The organism is Pseudomonas tensinigenes (assembly GCF_014268445.2).
Taxonomy (GTDB): domain Bacteria; phylum Pseudomonadota; class Gammaproteobacteria; order Pseudomonadales; family Pseudomonadaceae; genus Aquipseudomonas; species Aquipseudomonas tensinigenes.
In genome coordinates this window covers 5910847-5926244 of the sequence record NZ_CP077089.1, presented here as the reverse complement: position 1 = coordinate 5926244, position 15398 = coordinate 5910847, and the positions used below count along the sequence as shown (strand labels likewise).

Here is a 15398-nt window from a genome sequence, read left to right as displayed (position 1 = left end):
CCGATTTCATGGGTGCCGGGGCAGGGGCGGGCGGTTGTCTATGCTTTGTAGTGTGGCGCGCCTTGCCAGTGGGGCACGGGCAGCGCCAGAATGCCGCTATCTGCCCCGCCTGATTGTTAAGGAAGCCCGATGCCTGATCCTGTTGCTGCCAGCTTGCGTCTCGCGCCCGAAGCGCTGACCCGTCCGTTTTCCGCTGAACAGTTCAGCTTCACTACCACCAATGATCTGGAGCCCTTTCGCGGTGTGCTCGGCCAGGAACGCGCGGTCGAAGCCTTGCAGTTCGGTGTGGCGATGCCACGCCCCGGTTACAACGTATTCGTCATGGGCGAGCCCGGCACCGGCCGTTTCTCGTTCGTCAAACGCTACCTGAAGGCCGAAGGCAAGCGCCTGCAGACCCCGGCGGATTGGGTCTATGTCAATAATTTCGATGAGCCACGCGAACCACGTGCCCTGGAACTGCCATCGGGCACGGCCGGCGCATTCATCGGTGACATCAACGGTTTGATCGACAACCTGCTGGCGACGTTTCCAGCGGTGTTCGAGCACCCGTCCTATCAGCAGAAGAAAAGCGCCATCGACCGCGCGTTCAACCAGCGCTACGACAAGGCCCTCGACATCATCGAGCGTCTGGCCCTGGAAAAAGACGTCGCTCTGTACCGCGACGCCAGCAATATTGCCTTCACGCCGATGCTCGACGGTAAAGCGCTGGATGAAGCGGAATTCGCTCAGTTGCCGGAAGCCGATCGTGAGCGTTTCCACGATGATATTTCCGGCCTCGAAGAGCGCCTGAACGAAGAACTCGCCAGCCTGCCGCAATGGAAGCGTGAGTCGAACAATCAACTGCGTGCGCTCAACGAAGAAACCATCACCTTGGCCTTGCAGCCATTGTTGTCGCCGCTGTCGGAGAAGTACGCCGAGAACGCGGCGGTCTGCGGTTACCTGCAAGCGATGCAGGTTTACCTCCTGAAAACCGTGGTCGAGCAACTGGTCGACGACAGCAAGACCGACGCTGTTGCGCGCAAGCTGCTGGAAGAGCAATACGCGCCAAGCCTGGTGGTCGGCCATCCGGTGAGTGGCGGTGCGCCGGTGGTGTTCGAACCGCACCCGACTTACGAAAACCTCTTCGGCCGCATCGAATACACCACCGATCAGGGCGCGCTTTACACCACCTATCGCCAGTTGCGTCCGGGTGCCTTGCACCGCGCCAACGGCGGTTTCCTGATTCTTGAAGCGGAAAAAATGCTCAGCGAGCCGTTCGTATGGGATGCGCTGAAACGCGCCCTGCAATCGCGCAAGCTGAAAATGGAATCGCCGCTGGGCGAGATGGGCCGTTTCGCCACTGTGACGCTCAACCCGCAGCACATTCCGTTGCAGGTCAAGGTCATCATCATCGGTGCGCGATCGCTGTACTACACGCTCCAAGACCTCGATCCGGACTTCCAGGAGATGTTTCGCGTTCTCGTTGATTTCGACGAAGACATCCCGATGGTCGACGAGAGTCTGGAGCAATTCGCCCAGCTGTTGAAAACCCGCACGTCGGAAGAAGGCATGGCACCGCTGACTGCCGATGCGGTGGCGCGTCTGGCGACTTACAGCGCACGTCTGGCCGAACACCAAGGGCGTTTGTCGGCGCGCATTGGCGATCTGTTCCAGTTGGTCAGCGAGGCGGATTTCATTCGTCATCTGGCCGGCGATGAAATGACCGATGCCGGGCATATCGAACGAGCGCTTAAAGCCAAAGCCACGCGCACCGGGCGTGTGTCGGCGCGGATTCTCGACGACATGCTCGCCGGGATCATCCTCATCGACACCGATGGTGCGGCAGTCGGCAAGTGCAACGGGCTGACCGTGCTCGAAGTCGGCGACTCGGCGTTTGGTGTGCCGGCGCGTATTTCCGCCACGGTGTACCCGGGCGGCAGCGGCATCGTCGACATCGAGCGTGAGGTCAACCTTGGGCAGCCGATTCACTCCAAAGGCGTGATGATCCTCACCGGGTATCTGGGCAGCCGTTACGCCCAGGAATTCCCGCTGGCGATTTCCGCGAGCATCGCTTTGGAGCAGTCGTACGGTTACGTCGATGGCGACAGTGCGTCGTTGGGCGAGGCGTGCACGCTGATTTCGGCGCTGTCGAAAACCCCGCTCAAGCAGTGCTTCGCGATCACCGGTTCGATCAACCAGTTCGGTGAAGTGCAGGCGGTGGGTGGGGTCAACGAGAAGATCGAAGGCTTCTTCCGCCTCTGCGAAGCACGCGGCTTGACCGGCGAGCAGGGCGCGATCATTCCGCAGGCCAACGTCGCCACGCTGATGCTCGATGAGAAAGTACTGGCGGCGGTGCGTGCCGGGCAGTTCCACGTGTACGCGGTGCGTCAGGCCGACGAGGCATTGAGCCTGCTGGTGGGCGAACCGGCGGGTGAACCGAATGCCGATGGCGAATTCCCGGAAGGCAGCATCAACGCACGGGTGGTCGAGCGTCTGCGCGACATCGCCGAGATGATCAGCGAAGAAGACCTCAAGGAAGCCGAGAAGGAATTGGCGCAGGAGGCTTTGGCCGAAGCCAAACCGGCCTGAGCCTAAACGCGGTCAAAAACTGTGGGAGCGAGCCTGCTCGCGAAAGCGCTGTATCAGACGACGAATAAGTTGCCTGACATTCCGCATTCGCGAGCAGGCTCGCTCCCACATTTGTTTGGTGTGAATTAATCGAAAAATCGCCACAACTCTGACGCCAATATTCACACAATGACCATTCGGCGCCTTCTGGTTCTATCTTGCTTGCGCAGCGGACTTTTCTTCTATTCTCAGCTCAAGGATATCGACAGTATCACTGGATCGAGCCAGTCCCCCCGTGGGGGCTGAATACCGGCTTCACCGAGGGTCGCCGCCATGTCGCGCAACCTCTGTCTCACCCGTCAGTGCCTGGGTCTGGTGACCCGAATCGAATGCGCCATTAAGCCGTTGGCTGGCGATAACGGCATGTGGACGCTGCTCTTCGCCGCCGGCATGGCCGGTGAACAACCTTCCGCCATTAAAGCCCAGGGCCCGTTTCATGGGCCGGTCGCCGCCGAATCGATACTCGACACGATCGTTGAAAGCCTGACCTTGCATGGCTACGAACTGGCCGACGATCCGCAGATCTGGAGCCTGCACCTGCAAGCTCAACTGCGGCAGATCAACGGTGGCCGTGGCCGCAGTCTGAATTAGGCTCTACGCCTGTAGGAGCTGTCGCGGGCTGCGATCTTTTGATCTGGCTCTTCAAGGCGCAGTCTCAGGCACCTGCGCCTTGTCGAGTTTGACCTCAAAGCCGTATTGCACGGTGGTAAGGTCAGTTCGCTGATAGGTTTCCACGTGGGTCGGGCGGCCATAAAAGTAATGCACGCCAAACAACGCCGGGCCTTCTGCGCTCGCATCGTGGCTGACCGAGAGGATCTGCTTGAGGTAGTTGCCACTGTCGTCTTTGACGAAGAAGCGCCACTCGTTGGGCGGGAACAGTTTCAGATCCACCACCAATTGGTTGTTCTTGATCTCCAGGCCTTTGGGCAAGGATTTGGCGTCGTATGCCTGTTTGGCGACCGTGGCGAGAAACAACGGCATTGAGCCAACGGCAATCGCCGGGGTTTCCGGGAACAGGTTCAGGTCGTAAGTGATTGTCGCGCGCAGCGGGTCGACCTGGTACGCCTCGGGCGGCAGTTCGATCGGCTCATCGAGCTTGCCGCTGCGCTTTTCGGTGAAAAACGTGACGGGGCTGACACCCGGACTGAAGTCATCGCCCAGCAATTCATCATTGAACGTGCGGCGATGGGAGAACTCGATGCGCGCGGCACTCGGTTCTTCCACGGATTGATGGATGCGAATGCCAGCCTTCAATTGTTCTTCGGTCAGGCTCGCCCCCTTGAGCCAGTTGGCCGCCAGATCGTCGTAAACTGTCACCGACGGATCCAGCGGCTGGATGGTTTTCTCCGTGGTGTGCTGATTGAACGTGCGAATCGGCAGGTCCAGCGGTTTGCGGGTCACGGTCGCCGAGGAAAAATCCAGCACGCTGACTTCCAGGGTTTCGATCGGGCCATTGAAATAGACCTTGTTGTAGCGACGCGGGTGTTTCTGCTCGAAATCCTGCTGTTCCTGGGTGAGCTGTTTTTCCAGCGTATCGCTCCAGCTCTTCTGCTGTTGCAGGTACGCCAGTTGTTTCTGGTAGAAGGCCACTTGCTCCGGACTCTCGTTGATCGAGCCGGCACGTACCAGATGCTGACCGGTTTTATCCCGGGCCTGGACGATCAGCGGATTGAGCTGGGCCTCTGCGACTTCCGCTGCCAGCGGCAAGTTATTGCTGAATTCGACTTCTGCGTAGTTCTGTTCAAGCTTCAGCAGTTTGACGCTGAGATTGTCATTGCTGCGGGTCTGGCCGACGTCCTTTTGCGTCAGGTCGAAGCTGTACAGGCGACGCGGTGCGATGACTTCGATCTGGCCTTGCAGGCTGACCGGTTGCGGCAGGGACTTCTTGTCCACATCCAGTCCGTCGATGAACGGGTAAGTCACGGTCAGGTCATCGGGGTTGGTTACGTTGGAACTGGAGGGGCTGAGCTGAATGCCCGGATCGGTTTCCGACCATTCCGGCTGATAAGCAATCACACGTTTGTTGCTCAACGTCACCGACTGCCACTCCACGCCATGGGGGAACAGGAAGCCGCCGGGAATGTTCAGGTTGAACGGGAACACTGGTTGCAGATCGGTGAGGTAATCGGAGCTGGCATCCTTGTGCAGCACGAACAGGCCATTGATAAAGGTATCGACCAGGGTCTGCGGGGCAGGGTAGTGCTTGAGCACGGCGAGGGCGTCTTCGCCGTATTCGGTGCGCGGTGGATTGTCGCTGAGTTTGAGTTGCGCCCGTTCGAGCAGCAGCAGTGAGCCGCCGAGTTCGGTGATGGCGCCCTTGAGTTTCGAATCGGTGATGGTGTCCAGCGCCTGTTCGAACTTTGCGGTCTTTTCTTCAAGGCTGGCGGCGTGCTTCTCGTCGCCGGGCGAGCAGCCGCAGAGCAACACAGCAAGGCATATTAGGGCGGTCTTTATTGGTAATCGCACATCCATTTCCACGCGTCCTGTCTACAGTCACTGGGCTGTCAATGGTTTGGACACTAGCAGAAAAAAAATCACCCACACACGCAGGTGGCGGATTTTTCGGCGGTTTCTGGCTGTCATAGGGGGCTGTTATACTCGCCGCCATTTCCAGCCCCCCATGTGTGAGATTCAATGGAACGCTTTATCGAAAATGCAATGTACGCCTCGCGCTGGCTGCTGGCGCCGATCTATATCGGGCTGTCCCTCGGACTGCTGGCGCTGGCACTGAAATTTTTCCAGGAAGTTTTCCACATCCTGCCCAACGTTTTCTCGATGGCCGAGTCAGAACTGATTCTGGTGCTGCTGTCGCTGATCGATATGGCGCTGGTCGGCGGCCTGCTGGTGATGGTGATGATTTCCGGCTACGAGAACTTCGTCTCTGAATTGAACATTGATGAAGGCAAGGAAAAGCTCAGCTGGCTCGGCACCATGGACTCTTCGTCGTTGAAGATGAAAGTCGCCGCTTCGATCGTAGCGATCTCCTCGATCCACTTGCTGCGCATCTTCATGGACGCCAAGAACGTCGATCCCGAGCACTTGATGTGGTACGTGATCATCCACATGACCTTCGTCGTTTCGGCGTTCGCCATGGGTTACCTGGACAAGGTCACCAAGCACTGATCAACCGTTGATCGCTGCAAAAACACCGCCCGTCTGTTGCGAAACAGACGGGCGGTTTCGTTTGTGGCTTGTGCTTTGAGGCGCGCGGGCATATCCCTGTAGAGGTCCTGACTCGCCACGTTGTGAGGTGCGTTCATGAACCTGCAAGAGTTGAATGCGTTTGCCATCGCCAGGAAGGTTGATGAGTTGAACCTGATCTCCATGGAAGGCGGGATTTATCTGCTCGAAGCACGGATGCATGGGGCGGCGTATCCGTTGAGTGATCTCAAAGGCAATATGCTGACGCTACGCTCGGTTGAGCATGCGCGGGATTTGCTGCATGCCTTTCCGGTGTTGCCCTTCAACCTTGTACACACCTCGGTGCACGATGAAATGTGTGGCCTGGGTGCCAGTGGCGAGGAAAGCCTGAAGGTGCCGCTGGCCTGGCGTTCTGCCCTGTAGGCGTTGCGCGCCATCGCCGGAACATCTGTGCTAGTCTGCTCGCCCTTTTGGTTCCGGGCGCGCCGGGACGCGCTGTGCACGCACGGCAAGTCTTGTGGCCGTCCGCACAGCGGAGCAGTGTCATGTCCGAAGTAAATCTGTCCACCGACGAAACCCGCGTCAGCTACGGCATCGGCCGTCAGCTGGGTGACCAGCTGCGCGACAACCCGCCACCGGGCGTTAGCCTGGACGCGATCCTGGCAGGCCTGACCGACGCGTTCGCCGGTAAGGAAAGCCGTGTGGGTCAGGAAGAAATGTCCGCCAGCTTCAAAGTGATCCGCGAGATCATGCAAGCCGAAGCCGCTGCCAAAGCTGAAGCCGCTGCAGGCGAAGGCCTGGCATTCCTGGCTGAAAACGCCAAGCGTGACGGCATCACCACCCTGGCTTCCGGCCTGCAATTCGAAGTGCTGACTCAGGGCGAAGGCGCCAAGCCGACCCGTGAAGATCAAGTACGTACTCACTACCACGGCACACTGATCGACGGCACCGTGTTTGACAGCTCCTACGAGCGTGGCCAGCCTGCAGAATTCCCGGTTGGCGGCGTGATCGCTGGCTGGACCGAAGCCCTGCAATTGATGAATGCCGGCAGCAAATGGCGTCTGTACGTGCCGAGCGAACTGGCTTACGGCGCTCAAGGCGTTGGCAGCATCCCGCCGCACAGCGTTCTGGTATTCGACGTCGAGCTGCTGGACGTTCTGTAAGACCGGGCCTGCCTTGATGGCGGGCTAATGTGGGAGTGAGCCTGCTCGCGATGGCGCCCTTTCAGGCAGCGAATCTGTTGCCTGATATACCGCTATCGCGAGCAGGCTCACTCCTACAGTTTTAAAGCGTTTCATAGTTCTATCTTGTGATGCAGCTCACTGGTCGGGCGCAAGGCCCGGGCATAGCAGAACAGGAACAGATTGCGCACCAGTTCCTTGAGCACCAGCGGCTCGCTGGAATTGAGGCTGCTGACGTCCAGATCCCCTTGATCCTGCAGCTCATGCAGGGCTTCTTCTTCAAGTACCGCACAGACTTCACCGGTTTCCCGATGGAGGATTCTGAGGTAAGGATGTGGGCGGTCCAGCCAGGCGTCGATCAAATAAGTCATGGTTCTCATCTCCTTGAAAGGTTTCAATGAGAATAATTCTTATTCATCAAATAGCAAGCGTCTATTGGCGAATTCTGAAATTTTCCGGGTAAAGATTGCGTAAGGTCAAAACGGCTGGCGTTTGGCTATTGCTTGGTTTTGCTGGGGCGGAGCGGGGAGGGCGAAGCTCCATCCCACGCCTGGCGCGGGATGGATCACAACCGAATCAGACTTTTCTGACGAACTCGGATTTGAGCTTCATCGGGCCGATACCGTCGATCTTGCAGTCGATGTCGTGGTCGCCATCGCACAGACGGATGTTCTTGACCTTGGTGCCGACCTTGACCACCAGCGAGGTGCCCTTGACCTTCAGATCCTTGATCACGGTGATGGTGTCGCCGTCCTGCAGGACGTTGCCGACCGAATCTTTCTTCACGGCATCATCGGACGCCACTTCGGCTTCGCCACTGGCGGACCACTCGTGGGCGCACTCCGGGCACACCAGTTGGGTACCGTCTTCGTAGGTGTATTCGGAATTGCATTTCGGGCAGGGTGGCAACGTGCTCACTAAGGCTCCTTGGTATGTGGATCGCTAAAAGTCGCACATTGTATAGGGTTTTAGCTTTTCAGGCAGTCAAAAGCAAAAATCGCAGCCCCGACAGCCCCTGTAGGAGCTGCCGAAGGCTGCGATCGTTTGATCTTGCTTCAGCGATATCAGTGCGTACGGGCGACCGCAAACTCACTCAGTTCAACCAGCGCATCCCGATATTCACTGGCCGGCAGTGCCTCAAGGCACTTGATCGCACGGGCCACGTAATCACGGGCCAGTTGCGCGGTGTACTCCAGCGAACCGGACGCTTCCACGGCAATACGGATGCTTTCCAGGTCTTCGATCCCGCCTTTCTGGATCGCCTGACGTACCAGTGCAGCCTGTTCCGGCGTGCCTTCGCGCATGGTGTAGATCAGCGGCAGAGTCGGTTTGCCTTCGGCCAGATCGTCACCGACGTTCTTGCCCAGGGTTTCCGCGTCACCCTTATAGTCGAGCAGGTCGTCGACCAGTTGAAACGCGACGCCCAGGTGATCACCGAAGGTACGCAGGGCTTCGCTCTGCTCGGCGGTAGCGCCGGCCAATGCAGCCGCGCTGTGGGTCGAAGCTTCAAAGAGCATCGCGGTCTTGCCGCGGATGACTTCCATGTAGGTTTCTTCGGTGGTGCTGGCGTCGCGCACCTTGGACAGTTGCAGCACTTCGCCTTCGGCGATGATGCGCGTGGCCTGGGAGAGGATCTTCATCACTGGCATCGAGCCCAGTTCGACCATCATTTCGAACGAGCGCGAGTACAGGAAGTCGCCGACCAGCACGCTCGGGGCGTTGCCCCACATGGCGTTGGCGGTCGAGCGGCCACGGCGCATGCCGGACATGTCGACCACGTCGTCATGCAGCAGGGTGGCGGTGTGCAGGAATTCGATGGTGGCGGCCAAAAGACGCATGTCGTCGCCTTCGCGACCCAGGGCCTTGCCACACAGCAACACTAATAAAGGACGCAGACGTTTGCCGCCGGCCGAGGTGATGTAATCGCCGATTTTCGATACCAGCGGTACTCGGGAAGTCAGCTGCTTCTTGATGATGCCGTCGACGGCGCTAAAATCGTCCGCCACCGCGCGGTAGAAAGCTTGGGGTTGCATCAGCGAGAGTCGCTCCAGAAGGGTTGCGCGGCATGCTAGGACCCCCATCCGGACCTGTCAAGGCGCGATGGACGGCCTCTTGCGTGACTCTCGCAGCTTGCGTACAATCGCGCACCCTGAACTTCCTGGGCAGCACCTGCCTTACGCAATTGCAACAGGCCTTCCAGCCTAATGCAGCCATGCCAGCCAATACCTCTTCTTATAAAGAGCTGGGTGAGCAGGATTATCGGAGAAATACCATGTCTTATGCAGTAATCGTTACTGGCGGCAAGCAGTACAAAGTCGCCCCAGGTGAATACCTGAAGATCGAAAAACTGGAAATCGCCACCGGCGAATCCGTTACCTTTGATCGCGTTCTGTTGGTTGCCAATGGCGACGACGTGAATATCGGCGCTCCAGTTGTTGCTGGCGCTACCGTTGTGGCTGAAGTGATTTCCCAAGGTCGTCACGATAAAGTCCGCATCATCAAGTTCCGTCGCCGTAAGCACCACATGAAGCGTATGGGCCACCGCCAGTGGTACACCGAGATCAAAATCACCGGTATTCAGGCTTAATTTCAGCCTAATTCCTCACTAGGAGAATTGACTCATGGCACACAAAAAAGCTGGTGGTAGTACCCGTAACGGTCGCGACTCAGAAGCCAAACGCCTTGGCGTTAAGATGTATGGCGGCCAGAAAATCATTCCGGGCAACATCATCGTGCGTCAGCGCGGCACCCAATTCCACGCTGGCTACGGCGTTGGCATGGGTAAGGATCACACCCTCTTCGCGAAAATCGAAGGCGTGATCAAGTTTGAAGTAAAAGGCGCGTTCAACCGCCGTTACGTGAGCGTTGTCGCAGCTTAATTGCGCGATCGCTGGAAAAGCCCTGTCTCGCGACGGGGCTTTTTCGTTTGTGGGGTGAGTCTCTTGCAAAACTGTTTGTATGGGCTGTCGGCGTGCGATACATGTCGTGTTTTGGGGTCGCTGCGCTCATTTTTGCAAGAGTCTTATGTCTTGATTGTTTTTCGGCTCGTCCGTATGGCGAGAGGCGTTGGTTATGAAGTTTGTTGATGAAGTATCGATTCGCGTAAAGGCTGGTGACGGCGGCAATGGCGCCATGAGTTTCCGTCGGGAAAAATTCATCGAAAACGGTGGCCCGAACGGCGGTGATGGCGGTGACGGCGGTTCCATCTACATGATGGCCGACGAAAACCTCAACACCCTGGTCGACTACCGTTACACCCGGCACTTCGATGCCGAGCGTGGCTCCAACGGCGGCAGCACCGACTGCACCGGTAAAAAAGGCGAAGACCTGATCCTGCGCGTGCCGGTTGGCACCACGGTGATCGACTCCGCTACCCAGGAAGTCATCGGCGACCTGACCAAGGCTGGCCAGAAACTGATGGTAGTGCAGGGCGGATGGCACGGTCTGGGCAACACCCGTTTCAAATCCAGTACCAACCGTGCGCCGCGTCAAACCACACCGGGTAAGCCGGGTGAGCAGCGCGACCTGAAACTGGAAATGAAAGTACTGGCTGACGTTGGCCTGCTGGGCTTGCCGAACGCCGGTAAAAGTACCTTTATCCGTTCGGTATCGGCCGCCAAGCCGAAAGTTGCCGATTACCCGTTCACCACGCTGGTGCCGAACCTCGGTGTGGTCAGTGTCGATCGCTGGAAGAGCTTCGTCATTGCCGACATTCCGGGTCTGATCGAAGGCGCTTCCGACGGTGCTGGTCTGGGCATTCGCTTCCTCAAGCACTTGGCGCGCACGCGTCTGTTGCTGCACCTCGTCGACATGGCGCCGCTGGATGACAGTAGTGCACCGGATGCGGCTGAAGTGATCGTCAACGAGCTGATCAAGTTCAGCCCGTCTCTGGCAGAGCGTGATCGCTGGCTGGTGCTGAACAAGTGCGACCAGATCCTTGAAGAAGAACACGATGAGCGCGTCAAGGAAATCGTTGATCGCCTTGAGTGGACTGGTCCGGTTTACGTGATCTCGGCGATCGCCAAGATCGGTACCGAGCGTCTGTGCCACGACATCATGCGTTATATGGAAGACCGCGCCGATCGCCTGGCCAATGACCCGGCTTACAAGGAAGAGTTGGCCGATCTCGATCAGCGCATCGAAGACGAAGCCCGTGCGCAACTGCAGGCGCTGGATGACAAGCGTGCCCTGCGTCGCAGCGGCGTGAAGTCGGTCCATGACATCGGCGACGATGATTGGGACGAAGAAGATGTGGATGACGAAGACGGTCCGGAAATCATTTACGTGCGTGACTGATTCGTTGGGTAGGAGCTGCCGCAGGCTGCGATCTTTTGACCTTTAGAAGATCGCTGGTGTCTGCTGAGCCTTCATCTCGGGGCGGTGTTATCATCGCTGCAAGCCGTTTTTCTAAGGCGCCGCTCAATCGAGCGGCGTTTTAGTATCTGGAAATCGCAAGTCACAAATAACGTCATGGGCGGCGCTGGGTCGCGTTGCCCTCAAGCTAAGGTTGAAGATGATGCGGAGCAAGGTGACAGGTGCGCAGCGTTGGGTCGTGAAGATCGGCAGCGCTTTGCTGACAGCTGATGGCAAGGGGCTGGATCGCGCGGCAATGAGTGTCTGGGTCGAGCAGATGGTGGCCTTGCATGAGGCTGGCGTCGAGTTGGTGCTGGTGTCCTCCGGGGCGGTGGCGGCCGGCATGAGTCGTTTGGGCTGGACCGCACGACCCAGTGCGATGCACGAGCTTCAGGCGGCCGCTGCGATTGGTCAGATGGGCTTGGTGCAGGCGTGGGAGTCGAGCTTCGCTGAGCATGGCCGGCACACTGCACAGATTCTGCTGACGCACGACGACCTGTCCGACCGCAAGCGCTACCTGAATGCCCGCAGCACCTTGCGCGCACTGGTCGAGCTGAAAGTCATCCCGGTCATCAACGAAAACGACACCGTGGTCACCGACGAAATCCGTTTCGGCGACAACGACACGCTGGCGGCGCTGGTGGCTAACCTGGTCGAGGCGGATCTGCTGGTGATCCTCACTGATCGCGATGGCATGTTCGACGCTGATCCGCGCAACAATCCCGAGGCGCAGCTGATTTACGAAGCGCGCGCCGATGATCCGAGCCTCGATGCGGTGGCGGGTGGCACGGGTGGTGCGCTGGGGCGTGGCGGTATGCAGACCAAGTTGCGAGCGGCGCGACTGGCTGCGCGTTCCGGTGCGCACACTATTATCGTTGGTGGGCGTCTTGAGCGCGTGCTGGATCGTCTGAAGGCGGGTGAGCGTATCGGCACGTTGCTGTCGCCTGAGCGCGGCATGCTTGCGGCGCGCAAGCAGTGGCTGGCCGGGCATCTGCAAACTCGCGGCACGCTGGTGCTGGACGATGGTGCGGTGTCAGCGCTGTCGCAGGGCAACAAAAGCCTGCTGCCGGTGGGTGTGAAGCTGGTGCAGGGCAGTTTCCGTCGCGGCGAGATGGTCGTCTGCGTGGCGCCCGATGGTCGTGAGATTGCCCGTGGCCTGGCCAACTACAGTGCGCTGGAAGCACAAAAAATCATCGGTCAGTCGTCGGATGCGATTGTCGGTTTGCTCGGTTACATGGCGGAGCCTGAATTGGTTCACCGTGACAACCTGATTCTGGTTTAAGGAAAACTCGATGCGTTTAGCAAAAGGATTGTTGGGCTTGCTGATGGCGATGCCATTGCTGGTCTCGGCCGAGGAAATCGGTCAAGTGTCGACGGTGTTCAAGTTTGTCGGCCCTAACGACCGTATTGTGGTCGAGGCTTTCGATGATCCGAAAGTCGAGGGTGTGACTTGCTACCTGTCGCGCGCCAAGACCGGCGGCGTAAAAGGCGGTTTGGGTCTGGCTGAAGATCGCGCCGAAGCGTCGATCGCCTGTCGTCAGGTGGGTCCGATCAAGTTCAAGGGTGATCTGAAGGATGGCGACGAGGTGTTCAAGGAGCGCACTTCGCTGGTGTTCAAGACTATGCAGGTGGTGCGTTTCCTCGACAAGAAGCGTAATACGCTGGTGTACCTGGTCTACAGCGATCGCTTGATCGAAGGCAGTCCGCAGAATGCCGTGACCGCTATCCCGATCCTGCCGTGGGTGCCCGTCCAGCAATAACACCGCAAATCCAGCTGTAGGAGTGAGCCTGCTCGCGATGGCGTTGTATCAGTCAATATATGCATCGACTGATACAACTCCATCGCGAGCAGGCTCACTCCTACATTTTTTTGCGCTGGATTCACCAAATTTCAGGCATAAAAAAACCGACCCTAAGGTCGGTTTTTTTAATGACTACGTCGATTAAGCAGCTTCTTTCAGCGCTTTGACGTGGCCATTCAGACGGCTCTTATGACGAGCAGCCTTGTTCTTGTGGATGATGCCTTTATCGGCCATACGGTCGATAACTGGCACAGCCAGAACGTATGCAGCTTGAGCTTTTTCAGCGTCTTTTGCGTCGATGGCTTTAACTACATTCTTGATGTAGGTGCGAACCATGGAACGCAGGCTGGCGTTGTGGCTGCGACGCTTCTCAGCCTGTTTTGCACGTTTTTTGGCGGAAGGTGAGTTGGCCACCGTCGAGCTCCTCGAAAGACTTTTTAGGAAATAGCAAACAAAATAGGCCGCGAATCATGCCGATGAGTTGAAGTCTTGTCAAGGGCACTTGAAACGTTCCGCTAAGTGGTAGGTATAAAGAGGCGGGATATTTATTTCCGGCGCTTGACCTGTAAACTCGCGAGCTTTGGCTCTGTGCTGCTGCGGCGCGGAGTATCGCACAAGTAGGCGCTTTGTTCGCCTGCTGTTTATCGACAGGCACAAATTCCCTCAATGAATCTGCTCAAATCGTTGGCCGCCGTCAGCTCTATCACGATGCTTTCCCGGATTCTGGGCTTTGTTCGTGACACGCTGATTGCTCGTACATTCGGCGCCGGGATGGCGACGGACGCCTTCTTTATTGCCTTCAAACTGCCCAATCTGTTGCGGCGTATCTTCGCTGAAGGGGCGTTCTCTCAGGCATTCGTGCCGATTCTCGCTGAATACAAAAGCCAGCAGGGTGAAGAGGCGACCCGAACCTTTATTGCCTATGTGTCGGGTTTGCTGACACTGGTATTGGCGGTAGTGACGGCGCTGGGCATGATCGCTGCGCCCTGGGTGATCTGGGCAACGGCTCCGGGCTTTACCGATACGCCGGAAAAATTCCAGCTCACCTCCGATCTGTTGCGGGTGACCTTCCCCTATATATTGCTGATCTCCCTGTCCTCACTGGCGGGTGCGATTCTCAATACCTGGAACCGTTTCTCGGTGCCGGCCTTCGTGCCGACTCTGCTCAACGTCAGCATGATCGTGTTTTCGCTGTTCCTCACACCGTACTTCGATCCACCGGTGATGGCGCTGGGCTGGGCGGTATTGGTCGGCGGCCTGGCGCAGTTGCTCTATCAACTGCCGCACCTGAAAAAGATCGGCATGCTGGTGCTGCCGCGCTTGAATCTGCGTGATAGCGGCGTCTGGCGCGTAATGAAGCAGATGCTGCCGGCGATTCTCGGTGTCTCGGTCAGCCAGATCTCGCTGATCATCAACACCATCTTCGCCTCGTTTCTGGTCGCAGGCTCGGTGTCGTGGATGTATTACGCCGACCGCTTGATGGAGTTGCCATCCGGCGTGCTTGGCGTGGCATTGGGGACGATTCTGCTGCCGACATTGGCGAAAACCTATGCCAGCAAGGATCGCCACGAATACTCGCGGATTCTCGATTGGGGCCTGCGCCTGTGCTTTGTGCTGGTGCTGCCCTGTGCGCTGGCGCTGGGGATTCTCGCCGAGCCGCTGACTGTTTCGTTATTCCAGTACGGTCAGTTCAGTGGCTTCGACGCCGAAATGACCCAGCGCGCATTGATTGCTTACTCTGTCGGTCTGCTCGGGATTATCGTGATCAAAGTGTTGGCGCCGGGCTTTTATGCGCAACAGAACATCCGTACACCGGTAAAAATCGCAATCTTTACCCTGGTGGTCACTCAGCTGTTCAACCTGGTGCTGATTGGCCCGTTGGCGCACGCGGGGCTGGCACTGGCGATCAGTGCCGGTGCCTGTCTCAACGCCGGATTGCTGTTCTATCAACTGCGCAAACAGCAGATGTATCAGCCGCAGCCGGGTTGGGCCAAGTTCGGTTTCAAACTGGTGATCGCGGTGGCGGTGATGTCGGCAGTGCTGCTGCTTGGCATGCATTTCATGCCGGCGTGGGATCAAGGTCACATGCTTGAGCGCTTCCTGCGTCTGGGCGCTTTGGTGGCTGCCGGCGTAGTGACGTATTTCGGTATGTTGCTGCTGCTTGGTTTCCGCCTGCGCGACTTCAATCGCAAGGCCTTGAGTTAAGGTTTTACCCTTTATAAACAGGCGCGGGCAGGCAGTTTTGTCGGCTCGTTCACTTTGCGTTACGGTGTTGCCTGTCGTCGGCCGTCGGGTGTGGTTATAATCGACCACT

16 protein-coding genes are annotated in these 15398 nt (G+C 57.9%); 11 read left to right on the top strand and 5 right to left on the bottom strand.

Annotated elements, in window-relative coordinates; all coding sequences use genetic code 11:
• Positions 1-129 precede the first annotated feature (129 nt).
• Both HU718_RS26300 and HU718_RS26295 read left to right on the top strand, forming a co-directional pair.
• Positions 130-2568 (top strand): Lon protease family protein, encoded by a 2439-nt coding sequence (locus HU718_RS26300; protein WP_038361727.1) that lies wholly within the window; start codon positions 130-132, stop codon positions 2566-2568.
• Positions 2569-2880: 312 nt separating this feature from the next.
• Entirely contained in the window at positions 2881-3198 is a 318-nt protein-coding gene (locus HU718_RS26295; RefSeq protein ID WP_095121723.1) for a PA4575 family protein, read from the top strand.
• A 51-nt stretch (positions 3199-3249) separates the two neighbouring features.
• Here the strand turns inward: HU718_RS26295 and HU718_RS26290 are convergent, their stop codons facing one another.
• The gene (locus tag HU718_RS26290) at positions 3250-5079 is read right to left on the bottom strand and encodes a hypothetical protein (RefSeq protein ID WP_186614017.1); all 1830 of its coding nucleotides are present in this window, start codon (positions 5077-5079) and stop codon (positions 3250-3252) included.
• Positions 5080-5241: 162 nt separating this feature from the next.
• On the opposite strand from HU718_RS26290, the gene HU718_RS26285 reads away from it, so the two are divergent.
• The 3 genes from HU718_RS26285 to bamJ all read left to right on the top strand — a co-directional run bounded on the left by HU718_RS26285 (position 5242) and on the right by bamJ (position 6911).
• Entirely contained in the window at positions 5242-5730 is a 489-nt protein-coding gene (locus HU718_RS26285; protein ID WP_007909801.1) for a TIGR00645 family protein, read from the top strand.
• Between the two features lie 135 nt (positions 5731-5865).
• Entirely contained in the window at positions 5866-6171 is a 306-nt protein-coding gene (locus tag HU718_RS26280; protein ID WP_008078563.1) for a DUF6482 family protein, read from the top strand.
• A gap of 122 nt (positions 6172-6293) precedes the next feature.
• Entirely contained in the window at positions 6294-6911 is a 618-nt protein-coding gene (bamJ, locus tag HU718_RS26275) for a BamJ family beta-barrel-assembly machinery protein (protein WP_008078561.1), read from the top strand.
• A gap of 131 nt (positions 6912-7042) precedes the next feature.
• On the opposite strand, the gene HU718_RS26270 is transcribed toward bamJ, so the two are convergent.
• The 3 genes from HU718_RS26270 to HU718_RS26260 all read right to left on the bottom strand — a co-directional run bounded on the left by HU718_RS26270 (position 7043) and on the right by HU718_RS26260 (position 8962).
• Complete coding sequence (locus tag HU718_RS26270; RefSeq protein WP_034153845.1) at positions 7043-7300, bottom strand: PA4570 family protein; 258 nt, start codon at positions 7298-7300, stop codon at positions 7043-7045.
• A gap of 205 nt (positions 7301-7505) precedes the next feature.
• Entirely contained in the window at positions 7506-7847 is a 342-nt protein-coding gene (locus tag HU718_RS26265; protein ID WP_016986200.1) for a zinc ribbon domain-containing protein YjdM, read from the bottom strand.
• A 146-nt stretch (positions 7848-7993) separates the two neighbouring features.
• A complete protein-coding gene (locus HU718_RS26260) occupies positions 7994-8962 on the bottom strand; it encodes a polyprenyl synthetase family protein (RefSeq protein WP_007909817.1) in 969 nt (322 codons plus the stop codon).
• A 239-nt stretch (positions 8963-9201) separates the two neighbouring features.
• Between HU718_RS26260 and rplU the strand changes: the two genes are divergently transcribed.
• The 5 genes from rplU to HU718_RS26235 all read left to right on the top strand — a co-directional run bounded on the left by rplU (position 9202) and on the right by HU718_RS26235 (position 13042).
• Positions 9202-9516 carry a 50S ribosomal protein L21 gene (gene rplU / locus HU718_RS26255; protein ID WP_003176051.1) on the top strand — a complete coding sequence of 105 codons (315 nt, stop codon included), beginning with the start codon at positions 9202-9204 and terminating at the stop codon, positions 9514-9516.
• A 34-nt stretch (positions 9517-9550) separates the two neighbouring features.
• Complete coding sequence (gene rpmA / locus HU718_RS26250; RefSeq protein WP_003176049.1) at positions 9551-9808, top strand: 50S ribosomal protein L27; 258 nt, start codon at positions 9551-9553, stop codon at positions 9806-9808.
• Between the two features lie 193 nt (positions 9809-10001).
• Positions 10002-11225, top strand: coding sequence for an Obg family GTPase CgtA (gene cgtA / locus HU718_RS26245; RefSeq protein WP_016986202.1), 1224 nt, complete (start codon positions 10002-10004; stop codon positions 11223-11225).
• Between the two features lie 220 nt (positions 11226-11445).
• Positions 11446-12564 (top strand): glutamate 5-kinase, encoded by a 1119-nt coding sequence (proB, locus tag HU718_RS26240; protein ID WP_042561149.1) that lies wholly within the window; start codon positions 11446-11448, stop codon positions 12562-12564.
• Between the two features lie 10 nt (positions 12565-12574).
• Positions 12575-13042, top strand: a complete 468-nt coding sequence (locus tag HU718_RS26235) for a CreA family protein (RefSeq protein WP_186614015.1) — start codon at positions 12575-12577, stop codon at positions 13040-13042.
• Between the two features lie 183 nt (positions 13043-13225).
• On the opposite strand, the gene rpsT is transcribed toward HU718_RS26235, so the two are convergent.
• Complete coding sequence (gene rpsT / locus HU718_RS26230; RefSeq protein WP_003228351.1) at positions 13226-13498, bottom strand: 30S ribosomal protein S20; 273 nt, start codon at positions 13496-13498, stop codon at positions 13226-13228.
• Between the two features lie 252 nt (positions 13499-13750).
• Here rpsT and murJ point away from each other — a divergent pair, with 252 nt between their 5' ends.
• On the top strand, positions 13751-15289 hold the full coding sequence (gene murJ / locus HU718_RS26225; RefSeq protein WP_186614013.1) for a murein biosynthesis integral membrane protein MurJ: 1539 nt from the start codon (positions 13751-13753) through the stop codon (positions 15287-15289).
• Positions 15290-15398: the final 109 nt, after the last annotated feature.